Below are 24,963 nucleotides of genomic sequence, written 5' to 3' on the forward strand. Positions count from 1 at the left end.
GCTCAGTCATGGCTACCACAAATGGCTCTACGGCTATTCGGGATAAAATTTTAGCCTCCCTCGCGCGCTATCGCGCACTTCGGATTGGCAAATTTCCCTGCGCCTTCTGGAGACTATCAGCCCGTCCGGGGCTGACAGCGTTCGATGTACCCTGCTGAACACCCTGAGCATCAGTTACATAGCGGTAACTAGCAGCGAAGGGCGTGCCGTTTTGATCTATAGTTTCTCAGATAAATAATTTCCAAATTTGGAGCGCTTAAACTTAGGCGGTAACAACGAAATCTTCCCGCAATTTTTGCATAACACAAATCACTTTACTGGCATCATACATATAAGTGTTAAAAGTTTGCACAACTGAATCATGAAGATCTTCAAAAGTCTTAAAATACTTCATATGAGTCGAATCGCGTTTCGTATTTTTCCATAATTTCTCAATCGGATTAAAATCCGGCGAGAACGCAGGGAGACGTTCTACTGTCAAACGATCTACATTAGCTAACTTAAATTCCTTAATAACACCGCTTCCATGATACGGGGCACCATCTTCAATTAGAATAATCTTGCCTTTATAATAAGCCAGCAATTGTGTTAAAAACTCAACATAGCTTTCACCATTAAAACGCCCAGATGTTTCAGCGTGTTGTAATATCATTGGCTTATAACTCTCGATTAAGACGTTGTCGGCAATAGAATATATCGCTTCCATAAAAAGCTTCTGTGTTGGATATTTCTCATTTTTTAAGCTTTTAAGAATAGCTAAAAATTCTTGAGGCAGCCCAGCTTCTTTTAAAAGTCTAAGTGACTTTGGTTTTATCTCATAAGCCAATGATTCTCGGTATTGAAAACTCCCTCCTTCGAGTTCGATCGTACCAAACATTTTCAACCCTTTTCGAATCCCTGATGTTTTCACTGTGGGTTGCTCTCCTATTGGAGCCCAGGTTCGTGCCAATGAACCCCACATAGCAAATGACACCTCATCACCGAATAAAACGACACTCTTTTCTTCTACCGCCTTTTCCATAATGGCAGGCAATGTTTCTTCCAGCCACGTTTTTCTTTCAAGCTCGTACTTTTCTTCTTCTTGGCGATCAGTCACAAAACGAGCTTTTTGATAACTGAAGCCCAGTTTTTTCATTAGGCTTGATAAGTAGTTCAAGTTATAACGAACTTCAAATTTTAACCAAATAAGCTCGGCAATCATCGCAGTATTCCATATTCCACAATGAAATCCATTGTCTTCTGGGCCTTTCTTTATCAACTCAACCAATCTATTTTTCTGGTCTTTAGTTAACTTTGACTTCCGACCACATCCTTGATAGTGTTGCCCTATTAACCAACCGACACCTTTATGCATGAATGTTTTCAGCCAATTTATAATGGTTTTTTCACAGACTCCCATTAGGCGTGCTATTTCTTTGATTCCCATGCATTCACTGAACCAGAGTAGAGCTTGAGTTAATCGATATAAACAAATATTACTTAGCTTGAGAGCTGTCGCCATATTTTTTTTTAGTCGGTCTACAATTGACTTTGAAAAAGTGAGGGATACCATTTTTGACTGTTTCCGTTAGTGTTGGGACGAAAATTATAAGCCAGTTTCCCCTCTGTCGTTTTTGTTTGTTCGGAAATTAATTTTCTGAAAGTCTATAATACCAAGTCAGTCCAGAATTCATTTTCGGAGATATTGCCACTATTATCAATAATGGAAGTTTTCCAGCTAGGCTTAGTTTGCAATTTACCCTGCGCATCAGTCGCGTTATCAGAAAATGCATACCATAGTTTATGCCCGGCGCCTGATGGAAATGGCACTAGAGCACTCTCGGGAGTGACCGCTGGGTTAGTTGTCAGATAAGTATTTCTCAGAAATACTGCATTCTGATCGCCATAAGCAATATGATAGCGATTTCGCTGCGCTTCATAGACAAAATTAGTTAATCTATAATCCACAGCTGCAGGTAAATCCAGAACTACTTTGTTCCAGACATCTTTAGCAGAAGCTGATGGTACAGTTAACTGCAACCCTTTGGGGAAAGGTGGCTCACGTATTGTTCCATCAGCATTCAAGAAAATTTCAGTTTCACGGGCAAAGACCACCAGATTGTTATTCAGCTGCATTCTGGTATGAAAGCTACCGGAAGAAACATTGATTTTTTTAGACAGCACGCCATTATCTACTCTTTGATAAACTAGACCACTTCCATGCACTGTGCCATTACCATCGACAAAATCTCTTCTGACTATGTAGCTGATATGCGCCACTCCATCCGTATCCAGCATAATCCAGGTAGAAATTGACTCTCTGGAACCAAATTCTTCTAAAATTGTACGCTGCCCATCACCTGGCCAGTCTCCGCCAACGGCTTTGGTAACATATATTATTTGACTACGCTCTTCACCAGGCACCGGTTTAGAGTATACGGCATGTATGATGGCCTGGGAACTTACATCAAAATCATATGAGTATGTACGGCGTAGAAACGACTCCTCAGATTCTGTAAATAGCTGTTCCTTTAACAGGGTTAATTCAGCGTTTGCAGCGCCTTGAAATAACCCGATCAATATAATTATTAAAGTTAAATTACGCATTGCTCTGCTCCTAAACCTATTACAAACAACATATTCTCTTGTGCCATATCAGGATTATTTTCACAAGATAATAATCTTTAAAATTAGAACTGGAGCACATAATTTAAACAAAAAACTGTAACCTGCCAAAAATGCTTACGCTTAACTGTGAGTGCAAAAAATCTCGTTGCCAAACATTTCTTGGGAATGCATGATGCTCTGCTTAGCTCGGGCCTCTTACAGTAGGGCCTAGGAACAAGCGTTGTATGATTTTTTGGAATTGCTAAGCTAAATAATATAGCTTGTCCTGACTTTCTCTATTCAGATTTTTATTATAATAAGGGTCGCCTTGCTCTAACCAGCCTTGCCATTGCTGGAAAAATAACTGTTTATCCTGTTCAGGATAGTGCGCCAATACATCATGCCCTGTGTTTATAAACTGCGCCTGGGGAACACTGACACAACGCCAGTTTATTGCTAAGGCTCTTAATGCAAAATCCAGCAAGGCATAATAGCCTTGATAGTTACTATTGAGTCCATTTAATTGCTTCCATAAATCACGCCTAATCAGCACACAATAAGGGTGGGGAACGCTTATATTTCTAACTAGCCGGGTAATAGCCATATAGCCTACCTCACCAATAGAGTGCCCTTGGTAAGGAAGCAGTAATTCAGCATCCTTTTTATAAGTTGCGCCGACATAATCTATAACACTATCATCAGTAATAATACTGCCACTGGCTAAACCAACACTATCCATTTTTAACCAGGCGGCTAAATGACATAAGGCATTATCTGTCACTGGAGTCAGCGCCTCGCTTATTAGAGCAATATAGGGCGTTTCAGTCTCTGCTTGTTGTAATGCCTGATTAATGGAATCTGTATAAGTATTGTTTGCAGTAGCGGCATCAAGCGTAATCACTTCAATTTCATTTAACTCAGGACCGACTAAATCCAGCTGGTAATTGCCACGCCACAGACTTTTTATTTCTGAGGCTGCACCAGCGATACCGCGCCTTTGTAACGCCTGATTTAATGCAAAAACACCTGCTTTAAAGGCGTAATCTTTAGCACCACTGTCCAGCGAAACAGAGCCCTGATATTGCCTCCAATGATAAAGAACTTTCTGAATATGTCGTACTTGCGGCTGAGTTTCAATAGCGCGTAAAATTAAATCATAATCTTGCGAACCATCCAGTTCTGATCGATACCCCTGTAACTGATTTAATAAGCTACGTCGATAACACATCAGATGAAAAATATAATTGCCTGAGAGTAAGGTTTCTGGCGACCAGCCTGGCTTAAATAAGTGCATGTAACGCTGACCCTTTTGAGAAATCATATCTCTATCAGAGTAGACTATATCAACATCAGGCTGACGCTGGATTTGTTCAGCAATTAAAAACAGGGCATCGAGTGACAACCGATCATCGTGATCTAAAAACACCACATAATCCCCTGTAGATTTCTCTATGGCTAGATTAGTTGCCTTGGAAATCCCTTGCGATTGCCGACAAAAACAGACTTTAATCCTAGGGTCTTTACAAACAGCAGAATTTAATAAATTATGTGTTGCTAAATTGCTCGAGCCATCGTCTACTAAAATTAGCTGCCAATATGGATAGGCTTGAGCTCGTACTGAAATAATACATTCATAAAGCACCTCGGGCTGAGTATTATGAACCGGGGTAACAATGCTGATTTTGGGCGGCGACTGCCAGTGATATGCTTTCTGTTGCAGTAAGCGCCAGTCATTTAGGGTCTGTAAACTATGCTGATCAACCCACTGTTGATAATCCGGGCAATCATCCGCTGCTTGATTCCATAAGGTAAAACACTGTGTAGCCGGTGTAATAGCTGGATAGTACCGCAACCACAGCCATGATGACGTTATTGTTAAACAGGAGTGAGGGATATAATTTAATAATTTACGTAGGACTCTATGCCCCCAACGTTTTTTTTCCATAGGTCTAAATGTCTGTGTAGTCAGTCTACCAATGTCATTAAGTTATAGAATATAATTTTAAATAACAAGATGTAATACCGTAGGCTGATGATATGTACTCCTCTCCCACCAACAGTGTCATAATGCACCTAAGAGTAATAACGGAGCAAAGAGGAGCCCGACATGAATAATAGCGTAATTGGATTGGATATAGCAAAAAATATTTTTCACATGTATACATTTGATGAAAAAAAATCAAAACCTGTTAAGAAAAAGCTAAAACGAGCTGAGCTTTTAATATTTTTTGCAAATTATCCAGTGAGCTTAATTGGAATAGAAGCCTGTGGCGGAGCTCATCACTGGGCAAGAGAGTTAACTAAACAACTGAAGTTTCCCAATTATTGAGTAGCTGAAATACACAATGCTGGTGTATCGAGGTTTATTTTAGGTGGTTTTGCCATGTTTATAGCAAACCCCTACTTAATTCCCCTTAGGCAATAGCATTTGAAACGAATGAAAAGACTATTTTTTTCATATAGTTGCAGCGTAGTTTCAATTTTACCATAAATAATTATTGGGAAACTTCAGTTTTAATATTTTTTGCAAATTATCCAGTGAGCTTAATTGGAATAGAAGCCTCAGGCGCGCCATGCTACCTCACGAAATTCCGGGACTCCTGTCGCCATAATTCGTTCACCTACGCAGCGGATGGGAGATGCCCTGAACGCCCTGCGTCCGCAACGACTACGCACAAAAGACGCTTCGTCATTACTACCTCACTGGCTGGACGGCTATTCGGAATGCAATTCTTGCTCCTCTCGCGTGCTGCTAGCACACGTCGAATCAGCAAATTGCCCTGTCGCCTATCAGGGACTAAAAATCACCACTTCGCTAAGCTACGTTTCCATGATTTTCAGCGTAAGAGTAGAATTACCGTTGATTTTAGAAGATAGCGACAATGATTTGACTGATTTAAGTCGAGAAATGTTTGCTGAGCAATATGAAAAACCAGTTGCACTAGATGAAGAGATTAAACAACAGGACAGACGTATTAGCCGGCTATGTAATAGCCATCAGTTAAGCCAGCGTTTTCTTGATGTGCCAGGTATTGGGGCAATAACAGCCACCATCATTGCCTCAGACATAGGGACAGGTAAAAGCTATCAGAGTAGCCGAGATTATGCAGCCAGCTTAGGGATTGTTCCGAGACAACATAGCTGTGGTGATAATCAGGTTTATTTAGGAATTAGTAAGCGAGGTAACCGCTATATTCGTACGATGTTAATTCATGGAGCACGATCGGTGTTAAAGCACTGTAGTGGTAAAAAAGATAAATTAAGCCTATGGCTACAAGCACTCATTGAGCGGCGTGGATTTAATAAAGCCGCCGTTGCGCTGGCCAATGAAAATGCCCGAATACTGTGGGCGATGGCGAGTCAGGATAAAGAATATGATGCAGCTCTGACATAGTTAGAGTGCATAAGCAGGGTTACCCACCCTTTGCCCACCGACTGCGAGCTAGGAGGGCTCTTCGTCTGTGGACAAAGCGTGGATAACCCTGAGATAACCGAGTAACCAAGATTGCGGAGGCAAGTTAACCAATATTGATGACAACAACAGGTCAGACCGATACTTTTACAGAACCCGTGCAACCCAGAGAGTCCATTGCGAGACCGTTAGGCTGGTAGGGTCAAAAAGTACGCGAATAGATTCATCAGGAGTCCTGAGGCAAAAAAGCCTCTGTTAGAGACCGAATATATGGCTGCAATCTTGTTCACTGTTATTAGCATCAATTATGTAAAACTTGGCTTGCAATAAACGAGGAGTCCATATATGGGTTAGATTTTTCGTAACTACTCAGCGTGTTTTTTAACTTTAAAATCAAATGGATATATTTTAATTTAACCTGACTTTAGTCATTTTCACCTTTAAAAAGGGGTGAAAATTGGACTAAAATTCAGAGAGATACATTAATTATTATTCTGAATCAATCTGTTATGAGTTTAAATTACGCTGAGTAGTTACGATTTTTCTTGCGTAGCAATAAAAACGTAACCCGGAAAATCCCTATATTGCATAAAATGCCGGGTTACGTTATCTGCGCTGTGCTTGATAATCTAACCTAGCCTACATGTAACACATTGTTCATAAAAATAGATTTAACTCTAAACCTGAAGTTTCCCAATAATTATTTATGGTAAAATTGAAACTATGCTACAACTATATGAAAGAAATAGTCTTTTCATTCGTTTCAAATGCTATTGCCTAAGGGGAATTAAGTAGGGGTTTGCTATAACTCGATGTTCAAGTTTTTGATATTGAGAAGGTAAAATCAGGTATTCTGAGGTTGTTGTAATTTTATCGGTGTAAGCCCATGTTAATGAATGCCCCAGCCACCTTTCGCTGAAAATCCTGGAAACGGAGCTTTAGCGAAGTGAAGATTTTTAGTCCGCGATAGCCGTAGGGCCGTTGTTTTGTCGGAGTCTGAGCGTTAGCGAAGGTGGAGACAAAATAAAAGGCCATCCGACACGGCGTCAAGTCATTTGGAGCCTATGTTCCGACCCCTTGTTGGGTCGGGACGAGGTGACGAGGACGAATCGGGGCCGCCGGAGGCATAAGTGGTCGCGTTAAGTTTTTGCTGCTTGCTTGGGCTGGGATGCCCAAAACAAGCTTTCGCAAAAATAGCGACTCCCCGAATCCAAAGCTATATTGACGATTTAAATGATGCGCTCAATCAGCTAAAACCCGGAGCCGCTTTGACACGGATTCAAGCCGCTTGGTTGGGCACTTGTTTAACGGGCATACTGCTAATGAACTCTGTTTGCTGGGCTAAGTTTGAGCGAGCAAGCCTTGGAGATTGCAAAGTAGCCGCATTATCCTGGGTGTTTCGTAAAGCAAGTATACCCTGGGACTGGTTGCTACGGGTGAGTGTGGTCTTAATTTTAAAACGTTATGGCATTACTGAAGGTGTGTTGGCCTTTGATGAATCAGACCGAGCACGATCTAAGTCTACAAAACGTATTTATAAGGTTTACAAGCAGAAACACAAAGGCTCTGGCGGGTATGTTAATGGACAAACGATAGTATTATTGCTGCTAGTTACCTCATCCATTACAGTGCCTGTCGGTTTTTTCTTTTATATGCCGGATCCAGCCTTAAAGCAGTGGGATAAAGAAGATAAACGGTTGAAAAAGAGCGGTATAGCAAAAAAAGATCGGCCTATTAAGCCTGAACGTGACAGTGCCTACCCGACCAAAACAGAGATTGCATTAGGCTTATTTAAAAGAGTTTAAAGTTGCGCATAGCCTGATTAAAATTAAAGGCTTACTGGCTGATGCGCTGTATGGTGAAAAAGCCTTTATGGACGAAGCCGCTAAAGAATCTGGAGGCTCGCAGGTGATTAGCCAATTACGTAAAAACCAAAATATTGAATATAGAGGTAGAATAAGGTCAGTCGAGAGCTACTTTAATTCGATTAACAAAGGCATTGATCAGATAATACGTGTACGTGGCGGAAAAGAGATTAAAGTGACTGTCAGCAGTGCACGATTAAAGGTGAGTTCTCACAGTAAAAAACGCTTTGTCATTGCCTTAAAATATGACGGTGAAAACGACTATCGCTATTTAGTGGCGACAGACCTGACTTGGCGCACACAAGATATTATTCAAGCCTATACGTTGAGATGGCTGATTGAGGTTTTCTTTGAGGACTGGAAGCTTTATGAAGTATGGGGGCGTGAGGCCAAACAATTAGATGAAGAGGGATCAAGCCGTGTCCTGATTCTGAGTCTTTTGTTTGACCATTGCCTTCTCCTTCACCCAGAGCAAATAGCCCGCATTGAAAGCAAACTACCTGCGTATACCGTAGGTAGCTTACAGCGCAAGTCTCAAATGGATGTACTGCTTGAGTTCATCACGTCATTGCTAGAGTTTCCAGATCCTGGTGATAAGCTGAAAGAGTTAGGTGAATTAATAAAGGATGTGTTTCAACTGATGCCATCAGGAAAACATATGATTGGCAGAGATTTAGGGCCAACAGCATCATTAAAGTATTGTTCTGCTGGGTGAAGGTAAGAGCTTGATGGCAATGGGATGGAAAAACTTGAACATCGAGTATAAACATGGCAAAACCACCTAAAATAAACCTCGATACACCAGCATTGTGTATTTCAGCTACTCAATAATTGGGAAACTTCAGCTCTAAACTTAATGGCTTGGTTTTAATTGTTGACTAAATTACCTGACCTGGCATGAACCTCAATTGATTCAAATGTCGCACCTTTTATCTGGTTTTTTCGATAATATTCCCTGTTACATTTGCCGTTAAATGGATCCCAGCAAAATGCGCGCCTAAAATTGTATTTGCAGTAATCTGATTATTACAACTGGCAAAATCATGCTGCTCAGGATGCTGCCGCTCGGCAACACCGACTAATATACCAAAGTAATGAAACCGGTCATTCACTCCGCGGTTATTATTTTCAATTAAGTTATTGGCTATGGTACTTGCATAAGCCGCATTATCCAGACTTATCCCCGGCAATTTTGCTTTTGAACTGCCATCCGCCATGAGCCCCATTTCACTGACAAAATCTATTCCCAGCTCAACTTCATGCTGCATACCACGCCAGCCATTATTATATACATGGCAATTCTGGATGATACAACCCCAGGAGCCATTATCAATGGTAATTCCCTCACAATCGTTATGTGCAATAACACAGTTCTTGACACTTAAATAAGCAACACCATCGGTGGTAATACCCATTTTACGGTTATGTGAAAAAACACAATCTATCATATCGGTGCGATAGGGAGATGGATCATCTATAGCAAAAGGCCCAAAGTTACCAATAACATGCAGGCGCGCCATGCTACCTCACGAAATTCCGGGACTCCTGTCGCCGTAATTCGTTCACCTACGCAGCGAATAGGAGATGCTCCAGCCGCCCTGCGGCCGCCACAGACTGAGCACAAAGCAGCTCAGTCATGGCTACCACAAATGGCTCTACGGCTATTCGGGATAAAATTTTAGCCTCCCTCGCGCGCTATCGCGCACTTCGGATTGGCAAATTTCCCTGCGCCTTCTGGAGACTATCAGCCCGTCCGGGGCTGACAGCGGTCGGTATGGTGTAACTGGGCCTCAAAGTCCATAGGGTCAATATGCCCAGGTAATTTTAAGTCGGTTAAAAAAACACCGCTTTGCTGACAATATTCTGCAGTGCACTGCTGCATCAAAGTTTCATTCACATCACGAATAAACATAAAACCGACTAAGCCAGCATATTGCACACGGCAATTAATGAGTTTACTTTGATATACTTGGTCAGAAAATAACACACCGACTGCTCTAGGCGAAATAATCTCTATATTTTCCAGATGCAGTGCCCGAGCATGACTAGCAAACAAGGCGGCGCAAAATTTATGCTCCCCTTGATGGTAAATCCTGATATTGCTAATAGTGACTTGTTCTATGAGCCGGTCTGCTGCGCCCTGAATAATAATGCCATAATCAGCTTGCTTAAAAACCAGCTCGGTTCGCCCCGCGACTCCGGTTAGGCATATACCCTGCGTTAGGTTCAAGGTATTGCGTAATTCCAGGCATCCTGCTGGTAAGCGAATTTCACCACCCATCTCTTGTAGCGATTAAACGGCATTAAGCAAGTTGCTTTCGGTAAAATCTTCCGCCGTTAATTCAATTAGATTCTGGCTACGCTGCTGATGCAGCACTTGCTGGTTCACAAAATCAATGGACTTAGGTTGATTGTAAAGTTTGTCCACATACTCCATGCGCTCAAACAGCGCCCATTGAGGTTGTGCATATACAAGCCTGGAGTGCGACTGTTGTTTTAATGTATTTCTTTTCAATATGACACTTTTAATCTTATGGCGTAACATAAGTATTTTTTTAAGGTAAAAAGGCTTTCAGAATATAGAACCAGAACGTGGTTTAGCTTGCTAAAATTAATAGTTTCATAAATATTCGCAGCATAAAGTTCAGTATATGAGTCGCTCGCTTTAACCTACACTGCTATTACCCCGTGTAGGCTAAAGCCTACACTCCAATAGAAAGCAAGAACTTATACAATGATTAAATGCAACCTCTATTGCTCCTCATCTACCATCGGCCCTTCTCTTTGTCCTTCAGTCTGTATTTCCAGGCCATCATAGCCTCTTAATACTTGATCCGAACCTGGTGTCCATACATCTTCATCATAATAGATACCGGTTAGCTTACGCTTAAATTCATCGGTGATTTTACGTGCATCAAATTTATTTGCAACCACACGTGGTGTAATCACCACAACTAGCTCATCTTTGGTTACTTTTTTGCCTACCGCCCCAAACAACCAGCCTACATATGGAATATCCTTTAAATAAGGAATCCCGTTATTATCATAGGTATGCGTTTCATTAATTAAACCACCTAACATGACACTTTCTCCGTCGACGACAGCCACCGTTGTTTTTATTTGCCGCTTTAAAATCGTTGGCGAGTCAATTTGTGAAGAGGTTGTCTGTGAAGCAGTATCAACGCTTTGATCTATCTCTAACACTATCTGGCCACTTGCATTAACTCGAGGTTTTACTTTTAAAATAACACCGGTGTCCAGCATTTCAATAGAGCTAGTCTGAATGGGGTTAGTCCCCCCACCACTTGTATTGGTTGATTCTGCGGTTCTGATAGGCACTGAATCACCTACTTTAATGGTGGCCTCTTGATTATTTAATACCATCAAAGAGGGCGATGACAATACATTAATTCGATTGTCTTTAGCTAGTGCCGTGAATATTAGACGTATATCATTGCCACTCGTTAGCAGCCCATAGGTAAAACCTCCTGATGCACCTGAAGCTGCAATGCCTGTTAATGTGTCATTGATGTTTCCTAGTGCTCCTAACCCCTTCAACCCATTAGGCCCACTATTTCTGAACAACCACTCCACGCCGTAAGCCAGGTTATCATCCAGTTTAACAGCCACAATACTCGCGTCTATAAGCACCTGTAAGGGCATTACATCCAGGTGTTTAATAATCTTACTCAGCGCTCGGTATTGCTGCGGTTCTGCCATAATAATCAAGGCATTACCAGGCTCATCGGGAATAATAATCACGCCTTCTAAAGATGCATTTCCCTGACTTCGGCTAGTGGTTACCCTGGCTTTTTTGGGTGATCTCTGAACCCGATTATCGATTCTTTTCAGGGATTGCCCAGGCGCTACCGATATGGACTTGCTTTTAGTGGGTGCAATACCACTAATAACTGAGCTTAATGTCGCAGCCAACCCCGTTGCATCAACGTGCTGTACTTTATAGACGATCACCCCACCTTCACCAATCACACCATTTTGCTGATCCAGCCTGTCTATCCATTTTTTCGCTTCTTTTAAGTATTCTCTTTGCTGAGTCACCACTAAAATAGCATTAAGGTGTTTGATACTAATAAAGCGCAACATTCCCGAGAGTGGGTTTTGCTCCCCCTTATTAAATATATTCTCGATATCGGCAACAGTGCTACCCACTTCGGTGTTTTCCAAAGGATATAAGCCAAAGGACATCCCTTCGATATAATTAACATCGAAAGTATTAACCAGGTTAATGATTTTTTCTAATTCAGTCTTGGTGCCCGCTACAAATAAAAGATTGCGTGCCAGGTCGATTCTGAGGATGGCGCTGGCAGGCACAACTGGTTTTAATACCTCCGCCATATCGGTAGCACCTACATATTCCAGCGGGATAACCTTAACCTGGTAGCCCGCGCCCAGTTTCTCACTGACTAAAATAGATGCATCCGCAGTATGAACCCCTTTCGCATCAGGCTCAATTCTGTATACGCCATCACGCTTAATAAGCACTGCGCCGTTAACCCGTAACAGTGTTTCCAGGGTTGGCAATAAATCATCTTTATGCAGAGGCTTAGTCGTTTGTAAAGTGACACTGCCTTTAACCGCTGGGTTGAGAATATAATTCTCCTCCAGCATATCACTCAAGATAATCTTACTAACTTCGCCTATATCTGCCGCATCAAAGTTAATTGAGTATTTTCCGTCAACCGTAGACTTGGTAACCGATGGCTTAGTCGCTTTTTCCATAAACTCGCCGGAGCCAATAAACTCCTGACTCGGCATGGATCTGGCCTCGGTTTTGATATTTTCATCATTATCCAGTTGGCTAAAAATTACGTTATCGCTAGGTTCTGTCTGGTCAGTCTGTGTTGATGTTTCTACCTCCTGATCGCTATCTTTAGCAGGACTTTCCAGTTCCAAGCCATCTTCTTTAATCGGTATTTTAATGCCTAATTTTGGCCCTAGGTGGAATTTACTTAACGACTCACAAGCGGTTAAGGAAAGAGCACTGATCACTAGCAAGCTAAGAAAGCTTACGCGTTTTTTATAAGAATTCATTTTGCTTTCTTAATTTTCGGTTTAAAAGGGTTCGCTTTACGTGAGCTTCTGGGTTTAACTTTTTTGTGTACTCGCGGTTTAGCCAATAATATTTCATCTGTGTTTTTATCTGCTGAAATCATCACCCGGTCATGCTTTATTTCCTTGATTGTCCAGCCATTAATTTGCTGGTTCTGTTTCAGGCGTTTAAATTTTGGCTCATCCGCTTTTGCCTTCGGGTCATGAAACAAGGCATAAACACCAGCGGGTGTATTAATAATGCCGATAAGCGCCATGCTAATGTCTTCCGCTGGCTTTACTTCAACTACGACTGCTTCTTCAGCGGCTTCAGTATCTTCCAGCACAATCGGCTTACGTCCGACAAAAAACAACGGTCTTTCCACCATTTCATGAAAATCGTTTATGGCATGTTCTTTAAATTGCGTACTGGGAACTTCCTGTAAGCTAAAGCCTGAACTTTGCACATTATCTATTTCCTGCAAAAGTTGCTCTCGATAACTATCCTGATAACTAGCCACTAATAGCATCAAGATTAATATTAATACGCTGCAGACAACAAACACCAGGGCCAACATATATTCCCATTTAAGCTGCTTCATTACATTTGTTTCCTCATGTAACTAGACACTTCTAGCGTCACCACAACATTCCCCCTCTCCTCGGTTTTACGAGTTTTTCTATTGCGTTTTTTAGGCGCGGGTATAACCGTAACATTTTCAATAATCAGCAGGGGCTTTTTGGTTTCGATCTCATATAACAGTGCCCTGAGCATTTCCATATCCCCGGTCAATTTTACTTTGACGGCAATACGGACTAAGCCCTCCTGCTCTTTATTGGGTAATACCTGAGAACTACTTAATTCTCCCCCTGCATCCACCGCCATGGATTTAATACTATTTTGCAACTCAGCCGCCGCCAGTGATGCTGATTCCTGGGTACTAAAATAACCCAGCGAATTAATCTCTTTGCGGCCTTGCTCTACATCGAGCAAGACTTCTTCTCGACTGGCAATTACTCGCTGGTAGCGCTTAATACGAAAGGCCTGTTCCTCAATATCATCATTTATTGCACTTAAATGGTTTAGCCAAGGTACAATAATGAGCGCACTTATACCGATAATGATGCCGAATAGCAGGCTCAGTGCCAACCATCGTTGTTGTGTATTATTCAGCGTCTGCATTTTGTTCGATAATGACTTCGGTTGATATTTTAAAGCTCTCCAGACCAGACCGCCGATCTTTTGTTACCGGGGATATAAATTTAGTGTTTTTAAATAATTCGGTTTTCTCCAAAGACGCAATTAAATTTGATGCACTACCCGACTGACCGGTCAGTTGCAGAGTTTTATTATAATAACGCCAGTTTGAAACCCAGGTATCATCGCCAAAAACTTCAGTAACCTTATTCATTAATTCAATGACAGAAGCATTCGCCTGTTTTTTATCTATCAGTGCCTGGGTCGCCTGAAATAAATAATCGATGCTTTTCTTGGAATCTTCTATCTCCGATGCGATCTTTTCCACCTTGCGCGTGCGTTGCTTTAGTTCATCTAATTGCTCAGTTGCCTTGTTTACAGGCAAAAGCATTAACACAATTAATAACACTAAAGTTACCGACGCTGCGCCCAACATTACCCACAACGGCTTTCTATTCGCCGTCTGGCACAGCTCTTTAGGCAATAGGTTATATTGACTATTGCTGTCTTCATAGCTAACGCATCGCGCTGCAGAGTCAGCATAATAGGGCTTAAGACCCAGGCTCAGGCAATGCTGATACATACTATCCAGGCTGTCTTTTTTCACCAGGATCAATAATAAATGAATCAGTGCTTTATTATTTGCCGGACCCAGTTTGATAAAATCGAAATAGACCTGTTCTGCGTTAAAGGGAGTATAGCGATCCAGTTCATAGGACATCACCTGGTATAGATTCCCTTCAGCAGCGGCTGGTAAAAACACATCCTGAGTAACCGACAAATCGACTGGAACGCGCAATACCACCTTTGCATCGCTATATTGCTTATCACTGGCAATCAGGTTTTGTAATTCTTCTTTCACCAGCTCATTAAACTCAAACTCGCCTAATGGCGTTTTCTGCTGCTGATTAACAAAGCTGATTCTGGCTGATGCCTGATTAATTTCAACCACTAACAGACTTTTATCCCGCGCCATGGCATCAATAAATTTCTGCGGCACAAGAAAACCTAATTGCTGCCACCACCATTTAAAAAACAGCGATACATCAATTTCAGCATCAAGATTTAACATACTAATTGATTACCCGCTTATCATTTCCAGGTAAAAACAAGGAGGGCATTGGATAATCCTCGGCCCATTTTAATATCTCAAAAGGTAGGTCATTTTTTGCATGTCCTCGTTTCATTATTGCCATTATCTTTTCACTAATATCTTTTGCGATCATTGCCTCGGCAATAATCATATAAACATTACTTTTACCGCTGCCGCTATACCACTCTGGTTGAGCAACCGTTTCACCGTTACGTTCGCTTTCTACTCGCTGCAACAAGTACTCATCAACCATCGCTGCATTAACATCGGGCAGGGTTAACAGTACTTCGCGTGTTGCTGTCACTGGGTTAATTTTCTTGTTTTTTGTATAAACACTGATTTTTCCTTCGAGCTGCTTATATATATCCGCTGTCATGCCCAGTACCATCTGTACCTCTTCGACACTTTTAAACGCACCGTTGCGCGGTGTATAGCTTAACCCCGCCTCTTCATACTGCTGCATTTCTGCACCATTCACTCGATGCAAGTCATTTTTATCCCGCCAGTCTAAAATCGCATCACTTAGGCTATCAGCCAGCTCTTCATCAATCGCTAATGAATCAAATAGCTGTTGTAGCTGACCGTTAGTGGCCAGGTTAATATTAATCTTGCCTGCTTCATCCGCAATCAGCATGCGAATGCGTTTACCTGCTAATTCAATTTCGTACAAACTGCTATTTGCCTGCCAGCGCTGCTCATTATCGTTGCTTAACAGCATTAGAATTGCATAATTAATGCCTGCCTCAGCAAGCGCTGCGGCTTGTGCCTTTTCCTTTAAGCCACCCGTAATTGCAGTTTCTCTCTGTATCGTCAGGGCAAAGCTGCTGGCCATAATTGTTAACAGCGTGGTTACCCATAAAACAACAATCAGCGCCAGGCCTTTATTTGTCTGCATTGGTATTCATATTTACAAACTGGCCATTGACTATGCCAAAAGAGGCATCGGCCTTGCCAGTCTCACCAAAAGCCTTGTCGACTTTTAAGGCAACTACCAGCTGCGGCCAGACTTCACCATTCACCAGCTCAATATCAATACTGACCAGTCGCGGCAGAAAATCTTTTTCCTGCCAGTCATTACCCCAGTTTAAATCACTACGACTACTGCTGGTATCGGCACCAAAATAGGCAAATTGCAGACTCTTAATTTTTGTTAAAATAATCACCGGCTTTTCAACCCATGGCTCCTCACCTTCTGCTTGCGGAAAAAAAGGCTGAATTTCAACCTGCAATTGACTTCCTTGCTCACCTAGTTCTGAACGCTGCAGGCTCATTTTAAATAATTGCAAGCCTAGGCGACCAGCACTTGCGGGCATGGCTGCTACAAACTGTATCTGCTCCTGTTCACCCTGAAAAGAAAATTGCGGCTCTTCTAAAAAGCTACCATCCAAAGGCGCTGTCGCATGTAATTTACTTTGCAAAAAGTTCTGAATAATGGCCGCCTGGCTGATCTGGGCAATTTTCTTTTCCCCCGCATTCCAGTTCTGCACGCACATTCTTAAGCTGGCAAATAATAACAACATCATAATGCTCATCAGGCTCATGCCAATCAGAACTTCTAATAACGTAAAGCCAGATTGCCTGACCTGCTTGTCTGTTATCATTGCTCTTTAGTCAGCTTGATGGTGGTCAGCTCAAACTGACGATTATTTCTGCCTGCCTGCCATTCAACCGTAACAGTCACCAGATAAGGTACAACTTTTTGCTGCTCTGCATCCAGACCCATTTTATCCAGATTAAAGGTTTGCATCTCTACTGTCCAAAAATATTTTTCCTCCACCTCGCCACTCTGTACACCGTTGTCCAGCGGCTCTCCTACGCCTGCAGCAGCCAGTCTGGACTGCGCTATAATCACCGCCTGCTGATACTCTTCAGAAACGATAGTACGTCTTAAGCCACCAGAAAAAATATTCAATAAAATGGTTAAGGAAAAAGCCAGGATTGAAAAGGCGATTAGAATCTCCAGCAAGGAAAATCCTTGCTGCAATCCTCGTTCAGCACGGTACCGTACCAGTTTACCAGTCATCAATTTCAACTTGCCCGGTTAACCAGTTTACATCTAGCTGACGCTTGCTTTCACCTAGCTCCAGAGTAATGCGCCCACCGGTTGAAGAGCCGTCAGCAAAGAAGCGTATCCCACCATGGTTTTCATCAATAATCTGCGACTGGGCAATATCCAAAACCACCACTATATCCCCGGCTATTTTATAAACTTTTTTTTTGCCCGTAATCTGATAGGAATTTTTTTCCAGATCAACTAAAAATGTACTTTCTTTACGGCGTGTCAGCGCATGCCCCCGGGCAAAGCGTAGTGCTGATGCCATTTCTCGCGCAGCCGCATTTAAGCTGGCCGTCTGATTTCCAGAGCCGATATTAGGTATTGCAACAGCCGCTGCCATGGCAATAATCACGATCACCAATAGTAATTCTATTAGCGTGAAGCCTCTCCCATGTAGAGCGGACTTTAGTCCGCTATCTTCTGCTCCATTAAGCAGCGGACTAAAGTCCGCTCTACTCAGGTAGGTTTTTTTAATTATTCCCAACTATTAACATCCTGATCTTCGCCATCTCCACACGCTGCGTTACACGCTGCGTTATCAGCACCTAATGAAAACAAGTCAAAGCGGCCATGCTCACCAGGAGAAACATAGTGATAATCATAAACCCACGGATCCTGTGGTACGGTATTTTTACGTAAATACGGGCCATTCCACGAGCGCGCACTAGAGGGTTTTTCAACCAATGCTTTCAGCCCTTCGCTAGAGGTAGGGTAGCGCCCTACATCCATTTTATACATATCCAGCGCACCGGCCAGATCTTCAATTTGCACTCTGGCGGTCTTGGTTTTAGCGCCGCCTAAATGCTTCATTACCTGAGGTCCGACTAGACCTGCTAACATTCCGATAATGGCTAACACTACCAATAACTCTATTAAGGTAAAACCGCGCATTGCGCTATTCGTCTTTTTCATTGTTGTTCTCATCTTTATGATTTATTAAAACGCTAAGTCATTAACACTTAAAATTGCTGACAAAATGGAAATGATAATACCGGCAATCAGCAATCCCAGCGTAACGATTAAAATTGGTTCCATCATCGCCAACATACGTTCAATGGTTATTTTCAGCTGCTTATCATAGGTATTCGCTGTTCGCTCCAGCATTTCTTCCATTTTACCTGTTTCTTCACCCATTTTAATCATCTGGGTTGCCATTTTGGGAAATTGTCCCGACTCAATTAAGGCACTGGACATGTCTTTTCCCTGTTTCAGGTTTTCCTCGGCTTCAGATACGGCCTGCACTAAAACCAGATTGCTTAAGGTACCTTTAACAATGCCTAGCGCCGTTAAGATCGGCACGCCATTCGATAGCAGCGTACCTAAAGTACGGGTAAAATTAGTGGTACTCATATTACGAATAATTTCACCGACTAGGGGGATGGATAAAATAACCCCATCCCAGCGCATTTTTCGCGGCCCTATGGTCATCTCATAACGCATAGTGAAATAAGTACCCGTGCCGAGTATCATTAAAATCCACCAGTAACTTTGCAGCCACTCTGCCGTACCCACCACAATTTGTGTAGAAACAGGCAGTTCTTTACCCGCACTTTCAAACATCTCGGTAAACTGAGGTACTACAAAAGTCAGCAATAAAAACACCGATCCAACTGCCATAACCACCAGAATTATCGGGTAGATCATTGCGGTACTCACCGTGTCTTTGAGCTCTTTAGATTTCTCTATATATTCGGATAATTGCCCAAGTACAATATCAACACTTCCACCCGCCTCGCCTGCACGTAACATATTGATATAAAAACGTGAAAATGCGCTGGATTCACTCTGCAAGGCATCGGCAAGATTTGCTCCACCCTTGACCTGCTGCAATACATTCTTAATCAGCTTATGGATTTTAGAATCTTCTTCTATCAGATCCATTAGCACCACTAAAGAACGGTCTATCGGCAAACCAGCCTGCAACAAGGTCGCAAGTTCTTTAGTAAACAGGCCTATATCTTTTTGTGTCAGCGCATCCTTGTCCTGCTTAAAGGAAAATAAATACGCAGATTTCAGCCCTGCTTGCGAAACTTCCACGGGGATTAAGCCTTCACCCTGCAAAAAACTCACGACCGCTGTCTCGTCTTTAGCTTCTTTAGTGCCTTCCTGCACATTGCCTTCTGCATTAACTGCCTTATATGCAAATAAAGTCACTTTAAACTTCCGTGGCTACGCGTAATACTTCTTCTAAAGTGGTCAGACCCTTGACCGCTTTTGCCAGACCATCCTGATAAATTGACAGCATACCGCCACGCACCGCTTCTTCCTGAATCAAGCCGGACTCCTTGTGCTCCATAACCATTTTTCTAATGCTATCATTCATCACTAAAAACTCAATAATTGCCAATCGACCGCTATAACCAATCCCGCCGCATTCTTTACAGCCTGTTGCTTGATATAGTGTTAAATGTCCATTTTTCAAGAAGCGGCTCAGGCCTTTTTCCTGTATTACTTCATCTAACGGCTGATAAGGCTCGCGGCAATGCATACATAATTTTCTAACCAGGCGCTGGGCTAAAATACCATTCACTGTTGAGGTCAACAGATAGTCATCCAGCCCCATATCCAGCAATCTGGCCAATGCCCCCGCCGCATCATTAGTATGCAGGGTAGACAGCACCAGATGCCCTGTTAATGCTGATTGCACCGCGATTTTTGCAGTTTCCAGGTCGCGCATCTCCCCGATCATAATCACATCGGGATCCTGGCGCACAATTGAGCGCAATGCGCTACTAAAGGTTAAGCCAATTTTGGGCTTCGCCTGAATTTGGTTCACACCATTTAATTGATACTCAACCGGATCTTCAACGGTAATAATCTTTTTTTCCGGCGTATTCAGCTGCGTTAACGCAGTATATAACGTAGTCGACTTACCACTACCGGTAGGGCCGGTGATTAGGACAATCCCATGCGGCTTACCCAACACTTCAATAAATTGCCGCTCATTCGACTCTTCAAAACCCAGAGAAGCAAAATCAAACACCACGCTTTCCTTATCCAACAAGCGTATCACCACACTTTCCCCGTACATAGTCGGGGTTGTGGAAACACGCAGGTCGATTTCCTTGCCCTGCATCTGAATTTTAATTCGCCCATCCTGTGGCAAACGGCGCTCAGCAATATTTAACTTGGCCATCAGCTTTATTCGAGAAATTACGGCTGCAGTTGCGTTTGCCGGTGGCCCCTCAATTTGTTGTAACACGCCATCAATGCGCAAACGAATAATCAAAGCATCTTCAAAAGGTTCAAAATGTATATCCGATGCCTTGCTTTCCAGAGCACGCTGAAAGATAAGATTTACCATACGAATAACCGGCGCTTCACTGGCTAAATCTTTTAAGTGCTCGATATCATCCAGGGATTCATTGGCATCCAGATTATCGGTAATTTGCCCCATCTGCGATTTGCCTTCATCATACTGAGCCTCGATCGCCCTATCGATATCCGCTAAAATACCTATCTTTAACTCGATATCAACATCACAGACCAACTGCAATAACTTTAGCGCCACTGCATTTTCAGGATCCATAACCGCAACAACGATTTTGTCCTTGTCTGCTGCAATGCCTACTAAATGAAACTCTTTTAAAAAGCGCAGTGAAATTTGCTCAGGTAACATCGGCGTATCTGGATATTCTTCAGGCGTTACTATCGCTAATCCTGTCACAATAGCCAGCGCATTAGCCACATCTTTTTCCGAAGACAAGCCCAGCCTCACCAGCAATAAAGGTAGGCCTGTCTCTTGCATCTGTTCTCTGATTTTTGTGACTTTATTTAAATCACTTTCGCGTAGAGATTGCTGAGCAATTAATGTGTCAATAAATTTCTGATGACTCATACAGGATTTTTTAGGGGTGCAAATACAATAGCTTGTGTAGTTGGCGTTGAGTTTTGTTTAACTTTATCTCGATCGTGCGACAAGTATAACAAAAAATAGCTCATATACCGTAAAATAGCGATATAAAGGAATTAATCTCGAGCGAACCTTTGAACATACTAGTGCAGCATCGTATTGGTTTGATGGACAGGAAGGTTTACAGGCTGCCGGGTTTTTCAGAATATTTTATGATCGGTATTCATCCGGATTAATATGGTACTTCTTTAACTTGTTGTAAACCGCACGAGTTGATAATTCCATGTGTGTGGCAATTTCCTTGATATCTCCCCGGTGCTGTTGTAGTGATGCTTTTAAAAATGCCTGCTCAACTTCTGCTATCGCTTGTTCTTTACGTTGTTTCCAATCGACAGTTATAGGTGAAGACCCGCCATTATCCAGCTTGAGTTCTGTTATTTCTGTTCCTATGGTAAATAACAAACTACGCTCCAGCGTATTTTCCAGCTCCCGCACATTACCTGGCCATTGATAAGCGACTATTTTCTGCATAACAGCATTACCATTACTGACGGAGTTAACAGTCTTGTTATGCTTCTTACTCATGCGTCATCAGTGCAATTGAGGCCGTGAAACTAACCTCGCCACAAGAGAGCTCATAAAGCACTGTAAAGACATTCCTGTTATTATTGCGTTTTGAACTGCCCGAATGGTATACGAGCTGATACGAGATATTCTTGCCTGGAAAAATAATGGATTCACAAAACGATCTCGTTTTTGAGCCTGTTGCTGCCTTATCTCCAGAGCCTCGCTATATTTTTTATCCGATGGATGAATCAATTCTGGCTGTTGTGTTTTTGAAATCTCTTCAAACACGCGCATTAAATTATAGCTCATTGCAGTCAGGCGCATTTGATTTTCAAGTGAGCGGGTATTGGAAGACCAAGCTTTAGTTTCCTTGAAATTACTTTTAGTGTTATTGAATGTCTTTTCAATCGTCCATCGCTTGAAATACAGCATGGCAATGGTTCCAGGGTTAATAGTCATTGGCAAGGTTGTCACAAACCGGTGAAGTTTTCCGGTTTGTGGATCACGGTAATCCACCACGTTAAATTTGATGCCCTTGTTTTCGTACACACTGTATGCTTCAACCCCTGTATTCATCTCATGGCGGGAGTCAAAAGGGATAGACTCAACCAGAGTCGCAATTGAATTTTCTTTTAGCATTGAAATCATGTAACTAAAGTTTCCCAATAATTATTTATGGTAAAATTGAAACTATGCTACAACTATATGAAAAAAATAGTCTTTTCATTCGTTTCAAATGCTATTGCCTAAGGGGAATTAAGTAGGGGTTTGCTATAACTCGATGTTCAAGTTTTCAGCTATAACTGGGCTAAGAAAAGTAAATTTTTCCGGCTTTGTTTTATAAGTGATTGATTTACAATGATGTTGATGCTTTCTTTGTCAGTAAAATTATCAATAAAATCAATCAGTTAAAAAACTTGAACATCGAGTATAAACATGGCAAAACCACCTAAAATAAACCTCGATACACCAGCATTGTGTATTTCAGCTACTCAATAATTGGGAAACTTCAGTCATGTAATTAGCATGTCGTTTCTGCCGATCCCACCAGACAAAGTCGGTGACGGCTTTATCGTAGACATAGAGATGTTTCTGAGAGCTGTTATTTCCCTTGTTTTGCTTTTCAATATGATCTCGTAACACAGGTATTTCTTGATGTCTCTGAGTTCCGTTTGTCACCAGACAAAGAAATCTGAGCAACCCACTTCTGAGATTCAACGCGTAAATCCCCCCGGCCGCATAAACTTTCCCCTTGCTGTTTTTTTCAGTATGGCAAGCATGATCAATAAAATGTCCATCCGCTGCTTCTATGGTGTATTCGTCAAGTTCCGGGAATGCTTTAACTCGATGTTCAAGTTTTTGATATTGAGAAGGTAAAATCAGGTATTCTGAGGTTGTTGTAATTTTATCGGTGTAAGCCCATGTTAATGAATGCCCCAGCCACCTTTATCCAAAGCTATATTGACGATTTAAATGATGAGCTCAATCAGCTAAAACCCGGAGCCGCTTTGACACGGATTCAAGCCGCTTGGTTGAGCACTTGTTTAACGGGCATACTGCTAATGGACTCTGTTTGCTGGGCTAAGTTTGAGCGAGCATGCCTTGGAGATTGCAAAGTAGCCGCATTATCCTGGGTGTTTCGTAAAGCAAGTATACCCTGGGACTGGTTGCTACGGGTGAGTGTGGTCTTAATTTTAAAACGTTATGGCATTACTGAAGGTGTGTTGGCCTTTGATGAACCAGACCGAGCACGATCTATAGTTTCTCAGATAAATAATTTCCAAATTTGGAGCGCTTAACCCATCTTCGTCACTTTCATCTTTCTAAGCCATTGATTCATCGGTTTAAGCGATTTTTTGTCGAAAAATTCTCTTTAAAATCAATGGTGTTTTTTTTGAAAGTTTTGTAGTGCCATTTATATTATTTTTGTCGATAAATTCATTAACTTTTGTCAAAAAAATCATCATTATTTGAGTGTAATTTACATGCGACAAAAATACTCTAAAAAATCCAACGTTTTATACAAAAACACAAAATCTGTAGTGCCAACTGGCTACTTTTTAAAATTTTAACCAATTGATTTATAACAACTACATCATCAATAGTGACGAAGATGGGTTAAACTTAGGCGGTAACAACGAAATCTTCCCGCAATTTTTGCATAACACAAATCACTTTACTGGCATCATGCATATAAGTGTTAAAAGTTTGCACAACTGAATCATGAAGATCTTCAAAAGTTTTAAAATACTTCATATGAGTCGAATCGCGTTTCGTATTTTTCCATAATTTCTCAATCGGATTAAAATCCGGCGAGAACGCAGGGAGACGTTCTACTGTCAAACGATCTACATTAGCTAACTTAAATTCCTTAATAACACCGCTTCCATGATACGGGGCACCATCTTCAATTAGAATAATCTTGCCTTTATAATAAGCCAGCAATTGTGTTAAAAACTCAACATAGCTTTCACCATTAAAACGCCCAGATGTTTCAGCGTGTTGTAATATCATTGGCTTATAACTCTCGATTAAGACGTTGTCGGCAATAGAATATATCGCTTCCATAAAAAGCTTCTGTGTTGGATATTTCTCATTTTTTAAGCTTTTAAGAATAGCTAAAAATTCTTGAGGCAGCCCAGCTTCTTTTAAAAGTCTAAGTGACTTTGGTTTTATCTCATAAGCCAATGATTCTCGGTATTGAAAACTCCCTCCTTCGAGTTCGATCGTACCAAACATTTTCAACCCTTTTCGAATCCCTGATGTTTTCACTGTGGGTTGCTCTCCTATTGGAGCCCAGGTTCGTGCCAATGAACCCCACATAGCAAATGACACCTCATCACCGAATAAAACGACACTCTTTTCTTCTACCGCCTTTTCCATAATGGCAGGCAATGTTTCTTCCAGCCACGTTTTTCTTTCAAGCTCGTACTTTTCTTCTTCTTGGCGATCAGTCACAAAACGAGCTTTTTGATAACTGAAGCCCAGTTTTTTCATTAGGCTTGATAAATAGTTCAAGTTATAACGAACTTCAAATTTTAACCAAATAAGCTCGGCAATCATCGCAGTATTCCATATTCCACAATGAAATCCATTGTCTTCTGGGCCTTTCTTTATCAACTCAACCAATTTATTTTTCTGGTCTTTAGTTAACTTTGACTTCCGACCACGTCCTTGATAGTGTTGCCCTATTAACCAACCGACACCTTTATGCATGAATGTTTTCAGCCAATTTATAATGGTTTTTTCACAGACTCACATTAGGCGTGCTATTTCTTTGATTC

The 24,963-nt window shown here is 41.8% G+C and carries 31 protein-coding genes; 7 read left to right on the top strand and 24 right to left on the bottom strand.

Going from position 1 to position 24,963, the window contains the following annotated elements; genetic code table 11:
- The first annotated feature begins 8 nt into the window (after positions 1-8).
- Entirely contained in the window at positions 9-158 is a 150-nt protein-coding gene (locus tag K6984_RS05105; RefSeq protein ID WP_221894530.1) for a hypothetical protein, read from the top strand.
- A gap of 104 nt (positions 159-262) precedes the next feature.
- Here K6984_RS05105 and K6984_RS05110 read toward each other — a convergent pair whose 3' ends face one another.
- The 3 genes from K6984_RS05110 to K6984_RS05120 form a co-directional block, all read right to left on the bottom strand.
- A complete protein-coding gene (locus K6984_RS05110) occupies positions 263-1,552 on the bottom strand; it encodes an IS630 family transposase (protein WP_221894531.1) in 1,290 nt (429 codons plus the stop codon).
- Between the two features lie 92 nt (positions 1,553-1,644).
- Positions 1,645-2,586: a hypothetical protein gene (locus K6984_RS05115; protein WP_221894532.1), complete on the bottom strand. Its 942-nt coding sequence runs from the start codon at positions 2,584-2,586 to the stop codon at positions 1,645-1,647.
- Between the two features lie 262 nt (positions 2,587-2,848).
- Positions 2,849-4,531: a glycosyltransferase family 2 protein gene (locus K6984_RS05120; protein ID WP_221894533.1), complete on the bottom strand. Its 1,683-nt coding sequence runs from the start codon at positions 4,529-4,531 to the stop codon at positions 2,849-2,851.
- A gap of 162 nt (positions 4,532-4,693) precedes the next feature.
- Between K6984_RS05120 and K6984_RS05125 the strand changes: the two genes are divergently transcribed.
- Together K6984_RS05125 and K6984_RS05130 are read left to right on the top strand one after the other, a co-directional pair.
- Positions 4,694-4,915 (top strand): hypothetical protein, encoded by a 222-nt coding sequence (locus K6984_RS05125; protein ID WP_221894534.1) that lies wholly within the window; start codon positions 4,694-4,696, stop codon positions 4,913-4,915.
- Between the two features lie 303 nt (positions 4,916-5,218).
- Complete coding sequence (locus tag K6984_RS05130) at positions 5,219-5,980, top strand: IS110 family RNA-guided transposase (protein WP_230987911.1); 762 nt, start codon at positions 5,219-5,221, stop codon at positions 5,978-5,980.
- 888 nt (positions 5,981-6,868) lie between these two features.
- Here K6984_RS05130 and K6984_RS05135 read toward each other — a convergent pair.
- On the bottom strand, positions 6,869-7,033 hold the full coding sequence (locus K6984_RS05135; RefSeq protein ID WP_221894535.1) for a hypothetical protein: 165 nt from the start codon (positions 7,031-7,033) through the stop codon (positions 6,869-6,871).
- A gap of 27 nt (positions 7,034-7,060) precedes the next feature.
- The gene (locus tag K6984_RS32640) at positions 7,061-7,189 is read right to left on the bottom strand and encodes a hypothetical protein (protein WP_263458596.1); all 129 of its coding nucleotides are present in this window, start codon (positions 7,187-7,189) and stop codon (positions 7,061-7,063) included.
- Here K6984_RS32640 and K6984_RS30615 point away from each other — a divergent pair.
- On the top strand, positions 7,153-7,803 hold the full coding sequence (locus tag K6984_RS30615) for a transposase (RefSeq protein WP_230987912.1): 651 nt from the start codon (positions 7,153-7,155) through the stop codon (positions 7,801-7,803). The genes K6984_RS32640 and K6984_RS30615 overlap by 37 nt on opposite strands.
- A 67-nt stretch (positions 7,804-7,870) precedes the next feature.
- Complete coding sequence (locus K6984_RS30620; protein WP_230987913.1) at positions 7,871-8,578, top strand: hypothetical protein; 708 nt, start codon at positions 7,871-7,873, stop codon at positions 8,576-8,578.
- A gap of 214 nt (positions 8,579-8,792) precedes the next feature.
- Here K6984_RS30620 and K6984_RS05145 read toward each other — a convergent pair whose 3' ends face one another.
- Together K6984_RS05145 and K6984_RS05150 are read right to left on the bottom strand one after the other, a co-directional pair.
- Positions 8,793-9,383 carry a right-handed parallel beta-helix repeat-containing protein gene (locus K6984_RS05145; protein WP_221894536.1) on the bottom strand — a complete coding sequence of 197 codons (591 nt, stop codon included), beginning with the start codon at positions 9,381-9,383 and terminating at the stop codon, positions 8,793-8,795.
- A complete protein-coding gene (locus tag K6984_RS05150) occupies positions 9,338-9,487 on the bottom strand; it encodes a hypothetical protein (protein ID WP_221894537.1) in 150 nt (49 codons plus the stop codon). Before K6984_RS05150 ends, K6984_RS05145 begins: the two co-directional genes overlap by 46 nt.
- A 12-nt stretch (positions 9,488-9,499) precedes the next feature.
- Between K6984_RS05150 and K6984_RS05155 the strand changes: the two genes are divergently transcribed.
- Positions 9,500-9,646, top strand: coding sequence for a hypothetical protein (locus tag K6984_RS05155; protein WP_221894538.1), 147 nt, complete (start codon positions 9,500-9,502; stop codon positions 9,644-9,646).
- Here K6984_RS05155 and K6984_RS05160 read toward each other — a convergent pair.
- From K6984_RS05160 to K6984_RS05235, 16 genes are all read right to left on the bottom strand, one after another.
- Positions 9,608-10,144 (bottom strand): right-handed parallel beta-helix repeat-containing protein, encoded by a 537-nt coding sequence (locus tag K6984_RS05160; protein ID WP_221894539.1) that lies wholly within the window; start codon positions 10,142-10,144, stop codon positions 9,608-9,610. The two genes, K6984_RS05155 and K6984_RS05160, sit on opposite strands and share 39 nt — an antisense overlap.
- A 12-nt stretch (positions 10,145-10,156) precedes the next feature.
- Positions 10,157-10,378 (bottom strand): hypothetical protein, encoded by a 222-nt coding sequence (locus K6984_RS05165; protein WP_221894540.1) that lies wholly within the window; start codon positions 10,376-10,378, stop codon positions 10,157-10,159.
- Between the two features lie 236 nt (positions 10,379-10,614).
- A complete protein-coding gene (gene gspD / locus K6984_RS05170; RefSeq protein ID WP_221894541.1) occupies positions 10,615-12,915 on the bottom strand; it encodes a type II secretion system secretin GspD in 2,301 nt (766 codons plus the stop codon).
- Entirely contained in the window at positions 12,912-13,514 is a 603-nt protein-coding gene (locus K6984_RS05175) for a hypothetical protein (RefSeq protein WP_221894542.1), read from the bottom strand. Before K6984_RS05175 ends, gspD begins: the two co-directional genes overlap by 4 nt.
- A complete protein-coding gene (gene gspM, locus K6984_RS05180; RefSeq protein ID WP_221894543.1) occupies positions 13,514-14,062 on the bottom strand; it encodes a type II secretion system protein GspM in 549 nt (182 codons plus the stop codon). Before gspM ends, K6984_RS05175 begins: the two co-directional genes overlap by 1 nt.
- Positions 14,063-14,078: 16 nt before the next feature.
- On the bottom strand, positions 14,079-15,182 hold the full coding sequence (locus tag K6984_RS05185) for a PilN domain-containing protein (protein WP_221894544.1): 1,104 nt from the start codon (positions 15,180-15,182) through the stop codon (positions 14,079-14,081).
- Between the two features lies 1 nt (position 15,183).
- Complete coding sequence (locus tag K6984_RS05190; RefSeq protein ID WP_221894545.1) at positions 15,184-16,035, bottom strand: type II secretion system minor pseudopilin; 852 nt, start codon at positions 16,033-16,035, stop codon at positions 15,184-15,186.
- A 49-nt stretch (positions 16,036-16,084) separates the two neighbouring features.
- Positions 16,085-16,804, bottom strand: coding sequence for a prepilin-type N-terminal cleavage/methylation domain-containing protein (locus K6984_RS05195; protein ID WP_221894546.1), 720 nt, complete (start codon positions 16,802-16,804; stop codon positions 16,085-16,087).
- On the bottom strand, positions 16,801-17,226 hold the full coding sequence (locus K6984_RS05200; protein ID WP_221894803.1) for a type IV pilus modification PilV family protein: 426 nt from the start codon (positions 17,224-17,226) through the stop codon (positions 16,801-16,803). Before K6984_RS05200 ends, K6984_RS05195 begins: the two co-directional genes overlap by 4 nt.
- The gene (locus K6984_RS05205) at positions 17,216-17,743 is read right to left on the bottom strand and encodes a GspH/FimT family protein (RefSeq protein WP_230987914.1); all 528 of its coding nucleotides are present in this window, start codon (positions 17,741-17,743) and stop codon (positions 17,216-17,218) included. The genes K6984_RS05200 and K6984_RS05205 overlap by 11 nt, the downstream gene beginning before the upstream one ends.
- The gene (gene gspG, locus K6984_RS05210) at positions 17,734-18,171 is read right to left on the bottom strand and encodes a type II secretion system major pseudopilin GspG (RefSeq protein ID WP_221894547.1); all 438 of its coding nucleotides are present in this window, start codon (positions 18,169-18,171) and stop codon (positions 17,734-17,736) included. Before gspG ends, K6984_RS05205 begins: the two co-directional genes overlap by 10 nt.
- Before the next feature lie 24 nt (positions 18,172-18,195).
- On the bottom strand, positions 18,196-19,413 hold the full coding sequence (locus K6984_RS05215) for a type II secretion system F family protein (RefSeq protein WP_221894548.1): 1,218 nt from the start codon (positions 19,411-19,413) through the stop codon (positions 18,196-18,198).
- A 1-nt stretch (position 19,414) separates the two neighbouring features.
- Positions 19,415-21,097, bottom strand: a complete 1,683-nt coding sequence (gene gspE, locus K6984_RS05220; RefSeq protein WP_221894549.1) for a type II secretion system ATPase GspE — start codon at positions 21,095-21,097, stop codon at positions 19,415-19,417.
- Positions 21,098-21,322: 225 nt separating this feature from the next.
- Positions 21,323-21,697 (bottom strand): AAA-type ATPase lid domain-containing protein, encoded by a 375-nt coding sequence (locus K6984_RS05225; protein WP_221894550.1) that lies wholly within the window; start codon positions 21,695-21,697, stop codon positions 21,323-21,325.
- A gap of 6 nt (positions 21,698-21,703) precedes the next feature.
- Positions 21,704-22,345: a transposase gene (locus K6984_RS05230; RefSeq protein ID WP_221894551.1), complete on the bottom strand. Its 642-nt coding sequence runs from the start codon at positions 22,343-22,345 to the stop codon at positions 21,704-21,706.
- Between the two features lie 318 nt (positions 22,346-22,663).
- Entirely contained in the window at positions 22,664-22,897 is a 234-nt protein-coding gene (locus K6984_RS05235; protein WP_221894552.1) for a hypothetical protein, read from the bottom strand.
- Between the two features lie 203 nt (positions 22,898-23,100).
- Between K6984_RS05235 and K6984_RS05240 the strand changes: the two genes are divergently transcribed.
- Entirely contained in the window at positions 23,101-23,478 is a 378-nt protein-coding gene (locus K6984_RS05240; protein ID WP_221894553.1) for a hypothetical protein, read from the top strand.
- Positions 23,479-23,803: 325 nt separating this feature from the next.
- Here K6984_RS05240 and K6984_RS05245 read toward each other — a convergent pair whose 3' ends face one another.
- The gene (locus K6984_RS05245; RefSeq protein ID WP_221893722.1) at positions 23,804-24,895 is read right to left on the bottom strand and encodes a transposase; all 1,092 of its coding nucleotides are present in this window, start codon (positions 24,893-24,895) and stop codon (positions 23,804-23,806) included.
- Between the last annotated feature and the right edge of the window lie 68 nt (positions 24,896-24,963).

The sequence above is a fragment of the Bathymodiolus japonicus methanotrophic gill symbiont genome (assembly GCF_019721995.1).
Classification (GTDB): domain Bacteria; phylum Pseudomonadota; class Gammaproteobacteria; order Methylococcales; family Methylomonadaceae; genus Methyloprofundus.

Bases quoted from the DNA above. Each gene is read 5' to 3' on its own strand.
- K6984_RS05130 (WP_230987911.1), top strand. From the start codon at position 5,219: ATGGGAGATGCCCTGAACGCCCTGCGTCCGCAACGACTACGCACAAAA.
- K6984_RS05200 (WP_221894803.1), bottom strand. From the start codon at position 17,226: ATGACTGGTAAACTGGTACGGTACCGTGCTGAACGAGGATTGCAGCAA.
- K6984_RS30620 (WP_230987913.1), top strand. From the start codon at position 7,871: ATGGACGAAGCCGCTAAAGAATCTGGAGGCTCGCAGGTGATTAGCCAA.
- K6984_RS05185 (WP_221894544.1), bottom strand. From the start codon at position 15,182: ATGTTAAATCTTGATGCTGAAATTGATGTATCGCTGTTTTTTAAATGG.
- K6984_RS05125 (WP_221894534.1), top strand. From the start codon at position 4,694: ATGAATAATAGCGTAATTGGATTGGATATAGCAAAAAATATTTTTCAC.
- K6984_RS05240 (WP_221894553.1), top strand. From the start codon at position 23,101: ATGTTAATGAATGCCCCAGCCACCTTTATCCAAAGCTATATTGACGAT.
- K6984_RS05225 (WP_221894550.1), bottom strand. From the start codon at position 21,697: ATGAGTAAGAAGCATAACAAGACTGTTAACTCCGTCAGTAATGGTAAT.
- K6984_RS05195 (WP_221894546.1), bottom strand. From the start codon at position 16,804: ATGATAACAGACAAGCAGGTCAGGCAATCTGGCTTTACGTTATTAGAA.
- K6984_RS05175 (WP_221894542.1), bottom strand. From the start codon at position 13,514: ATGAAGCAGCTTAAATGGGAATATATGTTGGCCCTGGTGTTTGTTGTC.
- K6984_RS05110 (WP_221894531.1), bottom strand. From the start codon at position 1,552: ATGGTATCCCTCACTTTTTCAAAGTCAATTGTAGACCGACTAAAAAAA.
- K6984_RS05135 (WP_221894535.1), bottom strand. From the start codon at position 7,033: ATGGCCTTTTATTTTGTCTCCACCTTCGCTAACGCTCAGACTCCGACA.
- gspE (WP_221894549.1), bottom strand. From the start codon at position 21,097: ATGAGTCATCAGAAATTTATTGACACATTAATTGCTCAGCAATCTCTA.
- K6984_RS05145 (WP_221894536.1), bottom strand. From the start codon at position 9,383: ATGGCGCGCCTGCATGTTATTGGTAACTTTGGGCCTTTTGCTATAGAT.
- gspD (WP_221894541.1), bottom strand. From the start codon at position 12,915: ATGAATTCTTATAAAAAACGCGTAAGCTTTCTTAGCTTGCTAGTGATC.
- K6984_RS05245 (WP_221893722.1), bottom strand. From the start codon at position 24,895: ATGCATAAAGGTGTCGGTTGGTTAATAGGGCAACACTATCAAGGACGT.
- K6984_RS05115 (WP_221894532.1), bottom strand. From the start codon at position 2,586: ATGCGTAATTTAACTTTAATAATTATATTGATCGGGTTATTTCAAGGC.
- K6984_RS05190 (WP_221894545.1), bottom strand. From the start codon at position 16,035: ATGGCCAGCAGCTTTGCCCTGACGATACAGAGAGAAACTGCAATTACG.
- K6984_RS05120 (WP_221894533.1), bottom strand. From the start codon at position 4,531: ATGGAAAAAAAACGTTGGGGGCATAGAGTCCTACGTAAATTATTAAAT.
- K6984_RS05155 (WP_221894538.1), top strand. From the start codon at position 9,500: ATGGCTACCACAAATGGCTCTACGGCTATTCGGGATAAAATTTTAGCC.
- K6984_RS05105 (WP_221894530.1), top strand. From the start codon at position 9: ATGGCTACCACAAATGGCTCTACGGCTATTCGGGATAAAATTTTAGCC.
- K6984_RS05160 (WP_221894539.1), bottom strand. From the start codon at position 10,144: ATGGGTGGTGAAATTCGCTTACCAGCAGGATGCCTGGAATTACGCAAT.
- gspG (WP_221894547.1), bottom strand. From the start codon at position 18,171: ATGAAAAAGACGAATAGCGCAATGCGCGGTTTTACCTTAATAGAGTTA.